This window comes from Bradyrhizobium sp. S3.2.6 (assembly GCF_040546885.1).
GTDB classification, from domain to species: domain Bacteria; phylum Pseudomonadota; class Alphaproteobacteria; order Rhizobiales; family Xanthobacteraceae; genus Bradyrhizobium; species Bradyrhizobium cytisi.
On record NZ_JBEPOS010000010.1, the window covers coordinates 1 to 16,386 of the forward strand.

Here is a 16,386-nt window from a genome sequence, read left to right on the forward strand (position 1 = left end):
CGGCGCTGCGCTAGCGCAGCGCCGGAGCCGACCAAATCATGAACAGTGTCACCCATCCATCCGGTCTGTTCTGTTACCAATCCATCCGCTGGACACGTCGCGCTAGCGGCGAGACGGGTGAGGGGTTCTCTCCGCGAGTCCCTCTCGCAGTTGAATTCGCCGATAGAACCCCTCATCCGGCGCTTTGCGCCACCTTCTCCCACAAGGGGAGAAGGAAGAAGGGGCGGCTATTTCAGCTTGCCGGTCGACAGATCCATGATCATGCGCGTGGTCAGATAGAGCCGCGGCACGATGGTATCGAGCTTCACATATTCGGCATCGTTGGAATGCGCGCCGAAGCCCGACAGGCCCATGCCTTCGACCACGGCGCCCTCGGTCTTGAGCGCGGCAAACGCGGCATCGGTGCCGCCGCCTGTCGCCTTCTCGTCGACCTTGAGGGGCATCCCGAGCTCCTGATAGATCGTCTTGCCGTAGGCCGCGACATGCCGCGAGGCGTCGTTGGCTTCCAGCGGCGGACGGCGCACCTCGAACTTCAGCTCGACCTTGGAATCGGGCAGCAGGCGATTCCTGATCTTGTCCTGCAGCGCCTTCTCCAGCTCGTCGAAATCGGCGACCTTGAGCGCGCGCGCATCGGCCTGGGCGGTGGCCTCGGCGGGGATCACGTTGCGGTTGGTGCCGGCCTTGGAGACGGTCCAGTTCAGCTTCAGGCCCTGCTCGGGCTTTGACAGGTCCTTCATCTGCAGCACCTGGTGCGAGAGCTCATAGAGCGCATTGATGCCGCCCTCCGGCCGCGCGCCCGCATGCGAGGACTTGCCGGTCACCGTGAGATAGGCCGAGCCGATGCCGCTGGTGGCGAGCCGCAGCGTGCCGTCGGTGCCGCCGCCCTCGAACGAGAACACGACGTCCTGATCGGCGGCGAATTTGGTGATGGTGCTGCGCCAGCCGGGCGAGGAGATCTCCTCGTCGCCATTGGTCAGCACGGTGAGCGTGCCGTAGTCTTTGAAGTTGAGCTTCTGCAGCATCGCCACGGTGTGGAGAATGAGGGCGACGCCTTGCTTGTCGTCGGCAATGCCGAGGCCGTAGGCCTTGTCGCCGTCGATGCGGAACGGCTGGTCCTTCAGCATGCCCTTCAGGTACACGGTGTCCATATGGGCGATCAGCATGATCTTCTTAGCTCCGGTGCCCTTGAAGACGGCGTGCACGGCCGGGCCGATCTTCTCCGGCGTGTCGTCGAGGCGATAGATGTCGGTGGGCTGCAGGATCTCCACCGTGCCGCCGATCTGCTTGAGCTGGTCGGCGACGCGGCCTGCGATCAGGTTCAGGCCCTCGACATCCTTGCTGCCGGATTCGATGCTGACGAGATCGCGCAGCGTGTCGAGCAGCGGCTGCTGCTCCTTCTGCGCCAGTGTATGGACATCCGCCACCGGCGCGGCATGCGCGACGGTTGCGGCGCATGCCAGCCAGAGCGACGCGATCAACGAACCAACGAACGATGGGGCAGGGAGCGATCGGAACATGCGCGGCGGTCCATTGTTGGAGGATGGCCCGGTATGCCTGCGTTTCCGGCGCTTGTCACGCCGCTGAGTGCGCGCCTCGTCCTTCGAGACGACCGCTTCGCGGTCTCCTCAGGATGAGGCTAAGCGGCATCGGTGCTCGTCAAAACTACGGCCGCACACCCGGTCCTCATCCTGAGGGCCCGCCAACGGCGGGCGTCTCGAAGGATGGCCACACGGGAATCGCTCCCATATGTGATTGCCCTGGAACGCAGAGGCCAGACGGTCCGCGTCAGCTACTTCTGTGGCTGGCCGAAATCGAGTGGCGGCAGATCGATTTGCGGGATCTCGATCTTGATGGTGTTCGGATCGACGGTCGACTGCACGCCCTTGTAGTGCATCACCATCGACGGGAACATGATCACCAGCACGACCATGATGACCTGGATCACCACGAATGGCACCGCGCCCCAATAGATCTGGCCGGTCGTGACCGGCTCCATGCGCTTGCCGGTGACGCGGTCATTATAGCGCTCCTTCGGCGCGACCGAGCGCAGATAGAACAATGCGAAGCCGAACGGCGGGTGCATGAACGAGGTCTGCATGTTCACGCCGAGAATGACGCCGAACCAGATCAGGTCGATGCCGAGATGCTCGGCGGCGGGGCCGAGCAAGGGGATTACAATGAAGGCGAGCTCGAAGAAGTCGAGGAAGAACGCCAGCACGAACACGAAGGCGTTGACGAAGAGCAGGAAACCGATCTGACCGCCGGGCAGCGAGGTCAGGAGATGCTCGACCCAGACGTGGCCGCTGACGCCGTAGAAGGTGAGCGAGAACACGCGCGCGCCGACCAGAATGAAAACGACGAAGGCAGACAGCTTGGCCGTCGATTCGGTGGCCTGGCGAACCAGGTCCCAGTTCAGCCGCCGCTTCGCGGCACCGAGAATCAGGGCGCCGGCGGCCCCCATCGCGCCGCCTTCTGTCGGGGTAGCGATGCCGATGAAGATCGTGCCCAGCACTAGGAAAATTAGGAACAGCGGCGGCACCATCACGAAGGTAGTCTGCTGCGCCATTTTCGAAAGGAAACGGAAGCCCGTGAGCTTGTCGATGATCCAGTTCACGACGGCGACGGCGAACGCGAAGATGATGCCGAAGAACATGCTCAGCACGACGAAGTCGGCGCCATGCGTCTCCGAATTCCGCATCATGAACCAGCCGAAGACGCAGCTCGCAAGGAACAGCACGCCGAGCGACGTCAGGCCGCGGCTGCCGCTGTCCTCCCGGAAGCCGATCGCCTCCTTCGGAAGACCCGGCACCGCTTTTGGAAAGATCAAGCTGACGAGAAAAGCGTAGCCGGCATAGAGGCCTGCGAGCACGAGACCCGGAATGAATGCACCCTCGTACATGTCGCCGACCGACTTGCCGAGCTGGTCAGCCATCACGATCAGAACGAGCGAAGGCGGGATGATCTGCGCCAGCGTGCCGGACGCGGCGATGATGCCGGTCGCAACGCGGCGGTCGTAGCCGTAGCGCAGCATGATCGGCAGCGAGATCAGGCCCATCGAGATCACCGATGCGGCGACCACGCCGGTCGTGGCCGCGAGCAGCGCGCCGACGAAAACGACGGCATAGGCGAGGCCGCCGCGGATGGTGCCGAACAATTGGCCGATCGTATCGAGCAGATCTTCGGCCATGCCGGAACGCTCCAGCACCAGCCCCATGAAAGTGAAGAACGGAATAGCTAGCAGCGTGTCGTTGTTCATTACGCCGTAGACGCGCTCGGGCAGGGCCTGGAGAAAGTCCGGATGGAATTGACCGAGCTCGATGCCGATCACGGCGTAGAACAGGCCTACGGCACCGAGTGAAAACGCCGCCGGATAGCCGAGCAGCAGCACGAACACCAGCGACGCAAACATGATCGGCGCCATATTGGCGATAATAAACGCGGTCATTGAATCTCCCTACGAAGGCCGCTCGCCAACTACTTTTTTTCGATCGCTTCAACGAGGTGCTCGACTTCGGCCTCCAGCGCCGAAATCTGCGACTCGTGCGGATCCGGAATCATGCCGCGCATGATGGCGACCCGTTTAATCACCTCGGAGATGGCCTGCACGAGCAGCAGCGCGAAGCCGATCATGACGAGTGACTTGGCCGGCCATTGCGGGAGGCCGCCGGCATTGCCTGATTGCTCGTTGATCTGGAACGAGCGCAGGAAGAAAGGCACGCCGGTGACAAGCATGACGACCGTCAGCGGGATCAGGAAGAACAGGTGTCCGATCACGTCAATGATGTTGCGAACCGGCTTCGGTAGCATGGCGTTGACGATATCGATCCGGATGTGCTCGTTGTCGAGCAGCGTCCAGGATGAGCACAGCAGGAACACGATGCTGAACAGGACCCACTGTAGCTCGAGCCAGGAATTGGACGAGGTGTCGAAGGCCTTGCGCACGATCGCATTTGCCGCCGAGATGATGACGGCGACCAGAATCAGCCAGGCTAGGCGCTTGCCGGTCCAGCGTGTAAACGCGTCGATCCTGCCGCTCAATTTCAGGAGCGCTGTCAATGATAGGTCCTCCCCGCTTGTGCCCCGGCCGTCTTGTCTGCGCCGACTCGGCGCGCTCGGCTTGTCTCGCCGCGCAGGCATGAGGCCGCCGCACAAAACCAGCGGGCGTGCCGTCCGTCAATTGGAAGTTTGCTGATAGTTAAGGGAAATTGCCCGGGCGTCGGCGGGTCAACTAGCCGCCGGTCACGCTCATGTGCCTGCTGACGCTGGGACGGTCGTGGCGGCGGTCGATGATGAAGTCGTGGCCCTTGGGCTTCAGCCCGATGGCGCGATCGATCGCAGCCGCAAGCAGCGTGTCGTCGTCGGATGCACGCAGAGGTTTGCGCAAATCGGAGGCATCCTCGTGGCCGAGACAGGTGTGCAGCGTGCCCGTGCAGGTGATGCGTACCCGGTTGCAGGATTCGCAGAAATTGTGGGTCATCGGCGTGATGAAGCCGAGCTTGCCGCCGGTCTCGGCGACACTGACGTAGCGCGCCGGGCCGCCGGTGCTTTCCGCGAGGTCCGTCAGCGTGAACTGCTGGGCGAGCCGCGCGCGCACCAGCGACAGCGGCAGATACTGGTCGATACGGCCCGAACCGATCTCGCCCATCGGCATGACCTCGATCAAGGTCAGCCCCATGCCCTTGCCGTGGGCCCAGCGCATCAGATCGGGGAGCTCGTCCTCGTTGAGGTTCTTCAGCGCCACCGCGTTGATCTTCACCGCGAGGCCAGCGGCGCGCGCGGCTTCGATACCCTCGTGCACCTTGTCGATCTCGCCCCAGCGCGTGATCTCGCGAAACTTCCTGGGATCGAGCGTGTCGAGCGAGACGTTGATGCGGCGAACGCCACAATCGGCGAGCTCCCGGGCATGTTTTGCGAGTTGCGTGCCGTTGGTGGTCAGCGTCAGCTCGCCCAGCGCGCCGCTGGCGAGATGGCGCGACAGCGAGCGCACCAGCGACATCACATTGCGCCGGACCAAGGGTTCGCCGCCGGTGAGCCGCAGCTTCTTCACGCCCTTGGCGATGAAAGCGGAACAGAGCCGGTCGAGTTCCTCGAGCGTCAGCAGGTCGGCCTTGGGCAGGAACGTCATGTCTTCCGACATGCAATAGAAGCAGCGCAGATCGCAGCGATCGGTGACGGAGACGCGCAGGTAAGTGATGGTCCGCCCGAACGGATCGGTCATCGCGCTCGAGAGCGCGGAGCGGGAGGTCGCGGGAGATCCGTTCATACCAACTGCCTTGCCAACTGCCTGGTCACTTACGGCGACGGACGCATCTTTGCTTCAGCGATGCTCCGGACGCAATCTAAGCATCGCGCAGGCAGAGGACAATCGGGTGGTATACATAGATTAACAACGCTTGGATCGACAACGCTTGGATTAACGCTTGCCCGCATTCGGATCGGGGAACGCAGAACCGGCTGCGGGCGCTGCAGCATCGGCCGGCGCCGCGGCGGGTGCGGCTGCGGCCGGTTTCGGCCTCTTCGGCCGGTGCGGCTTCTTCTTCGCGGGCTTGGGCGGCACCGCCGGCTGAAGCTCCGCGAACACCGGGTTTGGATCGGTGGTTACCGAGGCGGGCGTGGTGAAATCGCCGGGATTCTTGATCACGTTCACCGGCACGCTGGTCGGCTGGTACTTGTTGAAGACGTAGTCGACCGTGAACGGGGCCTCCGGCGCGGGAACCGAGACCGAGCAGGGGGTCTTGCAGCCCGGTCCGAGCGACGTCCTGGCGTCGGCCCCCGGGGGATTGGATTCGAGCCGGACCTGGACCGTTGGCGGTGCCGATTTGAACATGTCCCAAGACATCGAGGAGCAGCCACCCAGGCTCGCTCCTGCTAGCGCAATCGCGATGACACGACGCATGACCATCCACTTTACTGCGACGAACCGCCACATAACCCCGTCCGGACCTTAGGAGCGTCGCCTGAGGCAAGCAACCGGCGGAGCGCGCATAGTTAATAGATGGTTAACGCGGGGTTCCATGGAATAACCCAGCTATATCAGGGCCTTGCCTGGCGCCGAAACCATCATCAGGCTGTGGGCGGCGGCCGGCAGGTCGCGCATGTGATGGATCAGCCGGTCCGGCTTCAGCTCGGCGATTGGCACGTCCGTGTAGCCGAAACTGACCCCGATCACGGGCACCCCGGCACGCCGGGCGACGCCGACATCGGTCCCGGCGTCGCCGACCATGATGCTGGCTTTGACCTCGCCGCCGGCCCGCGCCACGGTCTCGCGGAAAATGGTCGGATCGGGCTTCTGGACCCCAAAAGTGTCCGCGCCGCAGATCGCCGCGAACCGCCGGCTCAGGTCGAGCTGGTCCAGGAGCCGCTTCGACAGCCATTCCAGCTTGTTGGTGCAGACCGCGAGACGATGGCCCTGGGCCGCAAACAGGTCGAGCGCGTCCAGCAGCCCCTCGAACGGCTGCGATTCGACCGCGATATGATCGGCGTAATAGGCGATGAAATCTGCCGTCATCCGGTCCATGTCGGCCGGCGTGACCGTGCGGCCCTCGGCCTCCAGGCCCCGCTCGATCAGCTTGCGGGCGCCGGCGCCGATCATGTTGCGGGCCGAGGCCATCGGCACCGGCGGCAGGCCTTCGCGGTCGAGCACGTGATTTAGCGCAGTGATCAGGTCGGGCGCCGTATCCACAAGCGTGCCGTCGAGATCGAAGACGAGGGTGTAGGGGGAGGTCATGGTCCCAGCGCTAACGGCCCGGCCGTACCGGCGCAAGGGGCGGGATCATAAGATCGGCTTATAGGCCTGTTCCCAGACCCTGTTCTCCGGGGAAAAACGAGGCTACATAGGCCCGCCGCGGCCGACGATACCTGCGGCACTCCTGATTTGAGAGGCGAGCCCAGACGTGAACATGGACCAGTTGAAGCGGCAGGCTGCGGCGCGCGCGTTGGAAGAGGTGCGTGACGGCATGCAGCTCGGCCTCGGCACCGGCTCGACCGCCAAGCATTTCGTCGAGCTGCTGGGCGAACGCGTCGCCGCCGGACTCAAGGTGATCGGCGTGCCGACCTCGGAGGCGACCCGCGCCGATGCGGAGCGTTGCGGCGTGCCGCTGACGACGCTGGATGAGATCGAGCATCTCGACATTACCGTCGACGGCGCCGACGAGATCGATCCCGAGCTCAACCTGATCAAGGGCGGTGGCGGTGCGCTGCTGCGTGAGAAGATCGTGGCGGCCGCCTCGGATCGCATGATCGTGATTGCCGACGACACCAAATGGGTGCCGACGCTCGGCGGCTTTCCGCTGCCCATCGAGGTCATTCCGTTCGGGCTCGGCGCGACGCGTCGGGCGATCGAGAAGGCATTTGCGGAATGCGGCGTTTCCGGGCAAATGGCGGTTCGCAAGGCCAAGGGCGGAGACAAGGATGGCCACGTTTTCGTCACCGATGGCGGCCACTGGATCGTCGATGCCCAGCTCGGACGTATTGTGGATCCGCCCAGCCTCGCCAGGGCGTTGAGCGCGATCCCCGGCGTGGTCGAGCATGGGTTGTTCATCGGCTTGGCCAGCTCGGCTGTTTTGGCGGGTGGCGAGGGAATTCGCGTGATTGAACGGCGAAAGCCGAAAGGAGACTAGAATGAAGAGTGTTTTGAAGATCGTGCCTGCTGCGTGCCTCGCCTTCGCGCTCGCACTGGGGGCAGCGCCTGCGATCGCGCAGCAGCCGGCAGCACCCTCTGCGGCGTCGATTGCGGCGGCGAGGGAGATTTTGACGCTGAAGAATGCCAGCGCGATGTACGCCAACGCCGTGCCCGGCATGGTGGAGAAGGTCAAGGGCACGCTGATCGGCCAGAACCTCAACTACCAGAAGGATCTCAACGAGCTCGCCCCGATCATCACCAAGCAGCTTGCCGGCCGCGAGCAGGAGATCGGCGATGGCATGGTGGGCGTCTATGCCGGCGAGTTCACCGAGCAGGAGCTGAAGGATCTCGTCGCGTTCTACAAGTCGCCGCTCGGCCAGAAGCTGATCACCAACGAGCCCAAGGCCATCAGCCTCAGCATGCAGGTCATGAACGCGTGGGCGCAGAACTTCTCCGAGGTCGTCGCGAGCGCGTTCCGCGCCGAGATGAAGAAGCGTGGCAAGGAAATGTGACAATACCTATCTGACAGGATAGCTGATCAGGAAGCCCCAAAGCGCGTCGCGGCTTGGGTTGAAGAGGTCGGAGTGGATAATGGCTGAATTCGACGTCGACCTCTTTGTCATCGGTGGCGGTTCGGGCGGCGTGCGTGCCGCCCGTATCGCGGCCAGCCACGGCGCCCGCGTGATGATCGCGGAAGAGTACCGCATGGGCGGCACCTGCGTGATCCGCGGCTGCGTGCCGAAGAAGCTCTTCGTGATCGGCTCGCATTTCCGTCAAGAGCTCGAGGATGCCGCCGGCTTCGGCTGGACCGTTCCGTCCGCCACCTTCGACTGGCCGACGCTGATTGCCAACAAGGACAAGGAAATCGCGCGGCTGGAGGCGGCCTACACGGCCAACGTCGAGAAGTCGGGCGCGCGGATCGTCAAGAGTCGGGCGCTGATCGAGGACAGGCACACCATTCGCCTGCTCGCAGACGACAGGAAGATCACCGCAAAATACATTCTGATCGCCACCGGTGGCGCGCCCAATCACGGCGCGGCGATCCCGGGCATCGAGCATGTGATCTCGTCCAACGAGGCATTTCATCTGAAGAAGCTTCCGAAGCGGATCGTGATCCAGGGCGGCGGCTATATCGCGCTGGAGTTCGCCGGCATCTTCGCCGGCTTCGGCTCCGACGTCACCGTGATCTATCGTGGTGACAACATTTTGCGCGGCTTCGACGAAGACGTCCGCGCGCATGTCCGCAGCGAGATGGAGAAGCAGGGCATCACCATTCTCACCGGCTGCACAGTGAACAGGGTCGATCGCCATTTCGATCGCAATGGCGAGGAATTCACCACGCATCTGTCGAACGGATCGAGCCTCGCGTCCGACCAGGTGATGTTCGCGATCGGCCGTCATCCGGCGGTGGCCAATCTCGGCCTGGAGAAGGCCGGCGTCGCCATCAACCCGAAGAATGGCGGTATCGCGGTCGATCATTTCTCGAAGAGCTCGGTCGACAGCATCTACGCGATCGGCGACGTCACCCATCGCCACAATTTGACGCCGGTCGCGATCCGCGAGGGCCATGCCTTTGCCGACACCGTGTTCGGCAAGCGTACGGTGCAGGTCGATCATTCCACCATCCCGACCGCGGTGTTCTCGCAGCCGGAGGTCGGCACCGTCGGCCTGACGGAAACCGAAGCGCGCGCGCAGTTCAGCCACGTCGACATCTACAAGACGACGTTCCGCCCGATCAAGGCGACGATGTCGGGCCGTGATACCCGCGTGCTGATGAAGCTCGTCGTCGATGGCTCGACCGACCGCGTGCTTGGCTGTCACATCGTCGGCGATGGTGCCGCCGAGGTCACGCAAGTCGTCGCGATTGCGGTGAAGATGAAGGCGACGAAAGCCGATTTCGACGCGACCATCGCGCTGCATCCGACCGCGGCCGAAGAGCTGGTGACGATGCGCACACCGACCGCGCGCCACGTGCGCCAGGCGGCGGAGTAGGCGCTCACGACGGGGAGCCGCGACCGGCTCCCCGCTGTCCGCTCTTCAGGTCAGAAGTCGAACGTCATGCCAGTGGTGACCGCTTCGGCCTTGTTGCCGGCAACGACGTTGTTGTTGGCGTCGCGTCCGCAAACGCCGTAGCCGTGTCCGCTGACGCCGAGGCAGTAATGTGCGCCGGGTCCGTTGCGGAGATAGCTGCCCACCAGGTACCAGCTCACGAACGGGCTGAAGTGATACTTCACGCCGAGTGCGTACTGGTCCGCGCTTGAGTCCACACTGTTGAGCGCGAAGTCGGCGGCACCGGCTGGAGCGGAGACCACGACCCCGGGGGTGGGATAGGCATTGAGGACGCCGGTGCCCGGCGAGCCAGGCGACGCATTGGCGTGAGCCCATGATGCGCTGACGTCCCATTTGTCGACCGTTTGGGTCGCGCTCACGAAGTAGCCGTCGCGCGAGCGCTCGTTGAAGGCGGCAACCGTGTGCTCGCGGCGCATGATCTCGTAGATGCCGTAGAGCTGCAGGCTTCCGATCATGTCGTTGAACTTATAGCCCGCGCCGACTTTCGCTGCCCATTCGTTGGCGATGCCGACTGCGCCCGCCGGCACGGTCAGAACGCCGCCGTTGCTCAGGGGTGTCACCGCCTCGTCGCCGGTTCGGTTGGTTCCTTCGTGGAATTCGTAGGCGGCGACCCCCGTGAACCCGGCCTGATTGTAGGTCAGCGACGCGCTGTAGAGATTGCCGTAGGAGCCGTCGGTGCAGCCTTCCGGCGCCGATGTCAGCGGGAAGCCCGAGCCGCTACCGCGCGACGATGTCGCAGGACAGTTGAAATCGCCGAGCGCAAAGTCGCTGTTGTCCCTCGCCGTGTTCTGTCCGGGCGACAGCATGACGGTGGCCTGGAAGCCGTTCCACACCGGCGATTCATACCAGATCGCATGCGCGGCGCGCCAATCGAACTCGGCGCGGAGGTCGCCGCCGGTGTTGCCCATGATCGAGTTGTAGTCGCCGAGCGTGGCCGAGAACGGATCGAACTTCGCCGTCGCCTTCTTGTAGGGCGTGTCCGCCTTGCCGGCCTTGATCGCGCCCCAGGGGCTTTCCATGCCGAGGAAGCTGTCGCGCGTGCCGAACGCCGCGCGTTCGGTCGGAACGGCCGCGACTTCCACAAGGGATTCGAACTGCGCGATGGCCGCCCATCCGGGATAGCCATAGGGATCGAGGTTGTGCCGCGCGCGAACGCCGAAATAGGTGAGGTTGCTGGAGACCCCGAATTTCGTCCCCTGGTCGTAGACGCCCGCATTGAAGATGTCGCCCGAGAGATCGACGTGGCCGTAGAGCGTCACGGTCGTGTTGTCCATGAACGGATTGGCGCCGGGCGCCTTGCTGTAGAGCGGAGCGCCGCCGATGCTGACGACGGTGTGTTCAGGCGCAGGCGCTGGTGAGGGCGCGACCGCCGCGTGCAGAACCGGATTGCCCTTCGGCGAGGCCGGGGCGACGGCTGTCACCGCGGTCTTCGACTCGCCGATGTGATTGACGCGTTCGCGAAGCTGCGTGTTCTCCTTCGCGAGCTTGGCGTTGCTGCGCTCGAGCGCATCGAGGCGCGCAATGACGTCATCCATGGTTGCAGCATTCAAGGGATGGCTAATTGTGGTTGCACAAAGTGCCGCAAAGCCTGTGCCGAGCAGAAAGGCCTTCCTCATCGTGTTTCCCCTCTATCGCCGCGGACTCTCAATGGGCCCGGGATAAAGCGGAAGCTAATGTATGCCAGATACCATATACAACCGGGCTGTTGTGGTTTAGCTCGCTTTCCGGCCCGACTGTGTCTGATCAGCAACTATTCCCGACAAAGCGTGTCGCGCGGCGATCTGCCGCATTGTGGTGCGCCGAACTGGTTCCTTGTCAAAAAGGCGAGCGGCTTCCGGCCCTTGGGGTCAATCGCCCCACGGCGTTTCGCCGCGCGCGAGACGGCTGGCGATGTCGGTCTGGAACACGGGTGGTCCGAACGCGAACCACTCATCGCTGATCTGGTAGACGAGCAGCCGTCTGTTCTCGGCGCAAAATCGCGTCAGCCAATCCAGCGCCTTCTTCTTTGGCTGCTCACCGACAGGCACCACGACGTCAACAGGCAAGCCGCGCCAGAAGAAATTGGCGGCCAGCATGATCATGCTGGATTGATCCGGCCGCATCCAATCCGGCAGCGGGCTCGATGCGACCAGCCAGCCGCAGATGAATTCGCGGCAGGGATGCTGCGGGCGCTCCGGATAGATCGAACAGCACCGGGCGATGCTGAAGGGGCACGGTTGCCCCTTGCGTACCTTGTGACCGCGCACCTCGATCTGCAGCCAGCCATCACAGCAGGCGGTGCAACTTCCGCAGGTTCTGGTGATTTCGGGGCTCACGGGCGAAGCTGGTGCTCCAGGCGCATCTCGATCGCCTATGAACTACCAGCAGCATTCGCGGAGGGGCAAGCTCTCTTCAGCAGACAAGACCTGCGGCGCAGAGAACCGGATGCGTTGCGTCGGCCTCGTGCCTACGCGTACAGATAGCCGACCGGCTTGCCTTCGGTGCGCAGGGGACGAATGTCCTTCTGCGTGATGATCTGACCGGCCAGGCCATCGATCTCGTCGCGTTGCGTCGGCGTCCAGCTGCGAAGATCGTTCATGCCTTTGAGCAGGCCGAGCCGCAGGACCTGGGTGTTTTCGCCGACGCCGACGAGGCTGATCGAATCCTTGCCCGCCGTCACGACATCGCCGGCTGCGAGCTCAAAGGTCTCGCCGGCCTTCTTCCTGAATTCGGCCGTGCCGCGAATGACGCGATAGATCACGACCTCGCCCTTGGCGAAGCAGTCGGCATCCGCGGCGATCGACGCGCTCTTCGGCAGAAGCGAGTGGCCGCGCGGGTCGGTTGCGATGATGTGGCCGGTGACGAGATGGCCGCTTGGAGTCTCGATCCCGATATCGCGCACATAGACCGGCAATGCGGATTTGATGGGGCCGTCGACGAGCGGCTTGAACAGTGCATCCAGTGCGAGGGGATCCTGAAGCCAGAAGCCTCCATCGGCCGGGCGATCGTGCAGAGGATGGTTCCAGGCCACGCGCGGCGTCTCGGCTTCGTCGATCTGATCCGGGCCGACGATGGTCGGATTCGGAAAGGTGGTGGGATCGGTGATGAAGGCTTCGAGGAATTTGCCGGAATAGCCCATCGAGATCGGATCCGGCACCACCGTCTGCGGCGTCTTCAAATTCTCTTCGGTCGACAGGCCCGACCAGGTGTAGAACAGCTGGCGATGCACGATCGCGCTTTGCAGCATCACCGCGCCCGGGCCGACATTATAGAAACGACCGTCATAGTCGAAGGTGAAGGCGCCCGAGGTGACCAGCACGAGCTGAAACCCGCCCGGCGGCAGATGCAGATGGAAGTCGGTGGGGCCGGTGTCGGGGCGGTAGATCGGCAGATTGGTCGCGACTTCGTGCAGCAGGAAGGTTTCGTTGTTGGCGTGAAAGCCTTCGTTGGCGCGGTTGTAGAGGGCTTGCGGACGATACGTCGCTTCGAACTTCGCATTCCGGTCGCGATCGATCGCCACAAAATCCCGGGTGTTGAGGCGGAGCGGCGCGCCATTCGGATGAGTGAGGCCGGTCGTCCTGAGATCGCCCGCAGCATGCACGTTCATGACGTTCTCCGCTCTGCGCCATTGCCAGCTTGCAATGTCACTGCGAATTTTGGGCCAGTTGGTTTGCGGATCAGCAAACGGGCCCGCGCGGTGACGCGGCGAGCCCGGCCAGGAAAAAATCCGGTGGTTGCACACTAGGTTAGATCGCCCGATTGGCTTGACCGTCCGGCGCAGCGTCAGCGCCTCGCGCTTCCAGGAGAGCGGCTCGAGCTGGCTAATTTGTCAGCAAGCCTCGCCAGTGTGCGGGCAGTTGTGCCTTCTGTGGATCGGGGGCGACGTCGCAATTCGTTAGGACGGCGATTGACAAGATGTTCATGTTTTGTTCTTATGCTGCGACCGAGATGGAGAGGCAGCCATGGACAACCGCATCAACGATATCCGCAGAACGATCAGAGCGCTCCGCGTCAGCATGCGCGAGGCTGAAGCGATCATGCATGAGCAGATCAATCGCGAGGAGGACTGCAGCTTCGTGGCGCAGGACCTCATCAAGATGCGCTTGGTCATGAGCGGGCTGGTGAAGGAGCGAACCGCGCTCGGCGACAACGAGCCGATCCTCGTCAACAGCTTCTTCATCCCGCGGCGCCGGCCGATGCGAAAGCCGGTCGCTGCTGCTGCCCCGACCGTCGCGTCTGTGTTCGGTCTACGCCTGGTGGCGAGGGCTTGACGCAGAGCGTGGCTCAATCAATGGAGTGCGGCGCGGCCCGATCCGGTTTGCCGGCCGGGCTGTCCGCCCACTTCGCCATCTCCATGGTCCGCGCGTCGATGCCCTCGCACCAGAAGCAGCTCGGCGTTGTCAGGCCCTGCTCGGACAGGATCGGGACCAGGCTGTGGCCGCAACCGGCGCACCAGGCGATGTCAGTCATGCATTCCCCTATGGCGTAGCAAGTTCAGAACAGACGTTTTCGTTGGCGAAGCTTGTGCGGAGCGGATGCTCCTGCGCGATCAAGCAATGCTCGGGCTCGATGACATGGGGTTCGAACGAGTTCGTCTCCGGTATGCGATCCAGCGGCACATGGAGTTCCCACCTGCAAAGTGTCGTGAGGAGCGCTAACCATCCGCACCGCGTCGGGGTTCCGGCCGTCGCTGACACGGATGGCACCGGGCGGGGGTTGCGTTAATCGCAGCACGATATAGAACGGGCCCGGGTGCTCGCTGCATTGGGGCAGCGACAGGTCAAGCGATGGTCGGGCCGCCACGCAGGATGCGTGCGCCCATGAACGATCAGCTGCCCGGCAGGCACCTGCCCAAATCCCCGTTTTTCGTCGAGCGAACGCTCACGGCGCTCCAGCAATTCCTGCATGTCGAGGCCGTCAGTGGCGTCGTGCTGCTGATAGCTGCGGTTGCCGCATTGCTCTGGGCCAACTCGCCATTCGCCCATTCGTATCACGACGTCTGGAACCTGCCGATTTCACTTCGCCTTGGCGAGCTCGGCTTTGTCAGACCTCTGGATTTCTGGATCAACGACGCGCTGATGACGGTCTTCTTCCTGGTCGTCGGCATGGAGGTCCGTCGTGAAATCCACGAGGGCGCGCTGAGCAGGTTCGATCAGGCCATTCTGCCGGTGCTGGCCGCCGTCGGCGGTGTCGTCGTCCCGGCGCTGATCTACCTGAGCTTCAATAACGTCGCGAACCGCATTCAAGGCTGGGCGATTCCAACTGCAACGGACATCGCTTTTGCAGTCGGTGTGCTCGCCCTGCTAGGACGATCAATCCCCGCCAATATCAGGGTCTTTCTGCTCGCTCTGGCCATCATCGACGACATCATCGCAGTTCTCATTATCGCGCTGTTCTACAGCAATGGACTCGATCTCAACGGCTTTGTTGTTGCATTGCTCGGTGTTCTCATGGCGCTGGGATTTCAACGGCTCGGCTTCGGCTCGGCCTTTGCCTACGTCCTGCCAGCCCTCCTCGTCTGGGCAGGGTTCCTTATGGCCGTCGTGCATCCGACGCTTGCGGGTGTCGTGCTCGGCTTGATTACGCCGGTCCGCTCGGCGGATCCCGAGACAGTGCCGCCCGTCATCCGCGTGGAGGCGGCGCTGCATCCCTGGGTCGCTTACGCAATCATGCCGCTGTTCGCGCTTGCCAATGCCGGCGTCGACCTCAAGAGCACCGAATTCACTGGCGGCGCGCAATTCGTGGCGCTCGGCATCGGGCTTGCGCTCTGCGCCGGAAAGCCGATCGGCGTGATCGGTGCGACCTGGCTTGCGGTGCGCGCGGGTGGATGCCGGCTGGCGCCGGGCGTATCCTGGGGCGGCGTCTGCCTCGTCGGGCTGCTGGCCGGCATCGGCTTCACGATGTCGATCTTCATCGCCATGCTCGCGTTTACCGACGAGAGGCTGCTTGACGCCGCGAAGTTCGGCGTGCTGCTCGGCTCGCTCATCTCCGTGACGCTCGGCCTCGGATGGGGCGCCGAATACGCCCAGCGGCTGCGCAAGCAGACCGGAGACTAGACCGGAAGCGGGATCAGGGCTGCGACCTCGCGATCACCAAGGTTCTCGCTCGCCGCGAGACCTTGCGCGACGCCGATGCGGTCGGCGTCGGGCCGGTTCTGGCTCATCTTGCGCTTGCCTTCGAACCGCACCACGGGGATGCGCACGCCGACGATCCCGCGCAGTTGCGCGGCGACGAAATCGGCAGGGGCATCACTGACCGCCCACGGCTTTGCACGCGCGCCTTCCTGCTTCTTGGTCAGCCGCGTCACGGCCTCGAGCAGGCGCTCCGGCTCCTGGAAGAATTCCACCGGGCCATAGGCATGCACGGCGATGTAATTCCAGGTCGGCACGACCTTTTCGGTCTCCTGCTTGGTCGCGTACCAGGACGGCGTCACATAGGCGTCGGGACCGCTGAAGATCGCGAGTGCATCGCCGATCGGCGGCAGCTTCCATTGCGGGTTGGCCTTCGCCAAGTGACCGTACAGCACGCCGTAATCCCCCTCGCTCTCGTCGAGGAACAGCGGCAAGGGCGTGGCGACCGGACCTTCGGTGGTGGCCGTGACCAGGCTCGCAAGGCGGGCGGCGCGGATGGTCGCGCGGATGCTCTCGATGTCGTCGATAAAGGCGGGGGGAATGTACATGGCGTGTCTCCGTTCTGACTGCAGAGATAGCCGCAAT

16 protein-coding genes are annotated in these 16,386 nt (G+C 63.6%); 5 read left to right on the top strand and 11 right to left on the bottom strand.

The genetic code is table 11. The annotated features are described in order from the left end of the window. Positions 1 to 227: 227 nt before the first annotated feature. The 6 genes from ABID58_RS18840 to ABID58_RS18865 all read right to left on the bottom strand — a co-directional run bounded on the left by ABID58_RS18840 (position 228) and on the right by ABID58_RS18865 (position 6,727). Positions 228 to 1,517 carry a M20/M25/M40 family metallo-hydrolase gene (locus tag ABID58_RS18840; protein WP_354033817.1) on the bottom strand — a complete coding sequence of 430 codons (1,290 nt, stop codon included), beginning with the start codon at positions 1,515 to 1,517 and terminating at the stop codon, positions 228 to 230. Positions 1,518 to 1,789: 272 nt separating this feature from the next. Continuing rightward, positions 1,790 to 3,445 carry a TRAP transporter large permease gene (locus ABID58_RS18845; protein WP_148753178.1) on the bottom strand — a complete coding sequence of 552 codons (1,656 nt, stop codon included), beginning with the start codon at positions 3,443 to 3,445 and terminating at the stop codon, positions 1,790 to 1,792. Between the two features lie 29 nt (positions 3,446 to 3,474). After that, complete coding sequence (locus tag ABID58_RS18850; protein WP_148753177.1) at positions 3,475 to 4,056, bottom strand: TRAP transporter small permease subunit; 582 nt, start codon at positions 4,054 to 4,056, stop codon at positions 3,475 to 3,477. A 172-nt stretch (positions 4,057 to 4,228) separates the two neighbouring features. Then, on the bottom strand, positions 4,229 to 5,263 hold the full coding sequence (gene moaA, locus ABID58_RS18855) for a GTP 3',8-cyclase MoaA (RefSeq protein WP_354033819.1): 1,035 nt from the start codon (positions 5,261 to 5,263) through the stop codon (positions 4,229 to 4,231). Positions 5,264 to 5,413: 150 nt separating this feature from the next. Then, positions 5,414 to 5,896, bottom strand: coding sequence for a hypothetical protein (locus ABID58_RS18860; RefSeq protein WP_354033821.1), 483 nt, complete (start codon positions 5,894 to 5,896; stop codon positions 5,414 to 5,416). 132 nt (positions 5,897 to 6,028) lie between these two features. After that, a complete protein-coding gene (locus tag ABID58_RS18865) occupies positions 6,029 to 6,727 on the bottom strand; it encodes an HAD-IA family hydrolase (protein ID WP_354033823.1) in 699 nt (232 codons plus the stop codon). 166 nt (positions 6,728 to 6,893) lie between these two features. Between ABID58_RS18865 and rpiA the strand changes: the two genes are divergently transcribed. From rpiA to gor, 3 genes are all read left to right on the top strand, one after another. Next, positions 6,894 to 7,619 carry a ribose-5-phosphate isomerase RpiA gene (gene rpiA / locus ABID58_RS18870; RefSeq protein WP_148753173.1) on the top strand — a complete coding sequence of 242 codons (726 nt, stop codon included), beginning with the start codon at positions 6,894 to 6,896 and terminating at the stop codon, positions 7,617 to 7,619. Between the two features lies 1 nt (position 7,620). Further along, on the top strand, positions 7,621 to 8,133 hold the full coding sequence (locus tag ABID58_RS18875) for a DUF2059 domain-containing protein (protein ID WP_354033825.1): 513 nt from the start codon (positions 7,621 to 7,623) through the stop codon (positions 8,131 to 8,133). Positions 8,134 to 8,212: 79 nt separating this feature from the next. After that, complete coding sequence (gene gor / locus ABID58_RS18880) at positions 8,213 to 9,613, top strand: glutathione-disulfide reductase (protein WP_354033827.1); 1,401 nt, start codon at positions 8,213 to 8,215, stop codon at positions 9,611 to 9,613. 50 nt (positions 9,614 to 9,663) lie between these two features. On the opposite strand, the gene ABID58_RS18885 is transcribed toward gor, so the two are convergent. The 3 genes from ABID58_RS18885 to ABID58_RS18895 all read right to left on the bottom strand — a co-directional run bounded on the left by ABID58_RS18885 (position 9,664) and on the right by ABID58_RS18895 (position 13,277). Next, the gene (locus ABID58_RS18885; protein WP_354033829.1) at positions 9,664 to 11,307 is read right to left on the bottom strand and encodes a porin; all 1,644 of its coding nucleotides are present in this window, start codon (positions 11,305 to 11,307) and stop codon (positions 9,664 to 9,666) included. A 231-nt stretch (positions 11,308 to 11,538) separates the two neighbouring features. Next, on the bottom strand, positions 11,539 to 12,006 hold the full coding sequence (locus ABID58_RS18890) for a hypothetical protein (RefSeq protein ID WP_354033831.1): 468 nt from the start codon (positions 12,004 to 12,006) through the stop codon (positions 11,539 to 11,541). A 131-nt stretch (positions 12,007 to 12,137) separates the two neighbouring features. Next, entirely contained in the window at positions 12,138 to 13,277 is a 1,140-nt protein-coding gene (locus tag ABID58_RS18895; protein ID WP_354033832.1) for a hypothetical protein, read from the bottom strand. 355 nt (positions 13,278 to 13,632) lie between these two features. On the opposite strand from ABID58_RS18895, the gene ABID58_RS18900 reads away from it, so the two are divergent. Beyond that, entirely contained in the window at positions 13,633 to 13,941 is a 309-nt protein-coding gene (locus ABID58_RS18900) for a hypothetical protein (protein WP_354033833.1), read from the top strand. Between the two features lie 13 nt (positions 13,942 to 13,954). Here ABID58_RS18900 and ABID58_RS18905 read toward each other — a convergent pair whose 3' ends face one another. Next, positions 13,955 to 14,140, bottom strand: a complete 186-nt coding sequence (locus ABID58_RS18905) for a hypothetical protein (protein WP_148753167.1) — start codon at positions 14,138 to 14,140, stop codon at positions 13,955 to 13,957. Between the two features lie 350 nt (positions 14,141 to 14,490). Here ABID58_RS18905 and nhaA point away from each other — a divergent pair, with 350 nt between their 5' ends. Next, a complete protein-coding gene (nhaA, locus tag ABID58_RS18910; RefSeq protein ID WP_354033835.1) occupies positions 14,491 to 15,726 on the top strand; it encodes a Na+/H+ antiporter NhaA in 1,236 nt (411 codons plus the stop codon). Here the strand turns inward: nhaA and ABID58_RS18915 are convergent. Further along, complete coding sequence (locus ABID58_RS18915; protein WP_354033836.1) at positions 15,723 to 16,349, bottom strand: FMN-binding negative transcriptional regulator; 627 nt, start codon at positions 16,347 to 16,349, stop codon at positions 15,723 to 15,725. The two genes, nhaA and ABID58_RS18915, sit on opposite strands and share 4 nt — an antisense overlap. Positions 16,350 to 16,386 lie beyond the last annotated feature (37 nt).

Coding starts and splice junctions, on each gene's coding strand:
- ABID58_RS18840 (WP_354033817.1), bottom strand. CDS start 1,517: ATGTTCCGATCGCTCCCTGCCCCATCGTTCGTTGGTTCGTTGATCGCG.
- ABID58_RS18845 (WP_148753178.1), bottom strand. CDS start 3,445: ATGACCGCGTTTATTATCGCCAATATGGCGCCGATCATGTTTGCGTCG.
- moaA (WP_354033819.1), bottom strand. CDS start 5,263: ATGAACGGATCTCCCGCGACCTCCCGCTCCGCGCTCTCGAGCGCGATG.
- ABID58_RS18860 (WP_354033821.1), bottom strand. CDS start 5,896: ATGCGTCGTGTCATCGCGATTGCGCTAGCAGGAGCGAGCCTGGGTGGC.
- ABID58_RS18865 (WP_354033823.1), bottom strand. CDS start 6,727: ATGACCTCCCCCTACACCCTCGTCTTCGATCTCGACGGCACGCTTGTG.
- ABID58_RS18875 (WP_354033825.1), top strand. CDS start 7,621: ATGAAGAGTGTTTTGAAGATCGTGCCTGCTGCGTGCCTCGCCTTCGCG.
- gor (WP_354033827.1), top strand. CDS start 8,213: ATGGCTGAATTCGACGTCGACCTCTTTGTCATCGGTGGCGGTTCGGGC.
- ABID58_RS18885 (WP_354033829.1), bottom strand. CDS start 11,307: ATGAGGAAGGCCTTTCTGCTCGGCACAGGCTTTGCGGCACTTTGTGCA.
- ABID58_RS18895 (WP_354033832.1), bottom strand. CDS start 13,277: ATGAACGTGCATGCTGCGGGCGATCTCAGGACGACCGGCCTCACTCAT.
- ABID58_RS18900 (WP_354033833.1), top strand. CDS start 13,633: ATGGACAACCGCATCAACGATATCCGCAGAACGATCAGAGCGCTCCGC.
- ABID58_RS18905 (WP_148753167.1), bottom strand. CDS start 14,140: ATGACTGACATCGCCTGGTGCGCCGGTTGCGGCCACAGCCTGGTCCCG.
- nhaA (WP_354033835.1), top strand. CDS start 14,491: ATGAACGATCAGCTGCCCGGCAGGCACCTGCCCAAATCCCCGTTTTTC.
- ABID58_RS18915 (WP_354033836.1), bottom strand. CDS start 16,349: ATGTACATTCCCCCCGCCTTTATCGACGACATCGAGAGCATCCGCGCG.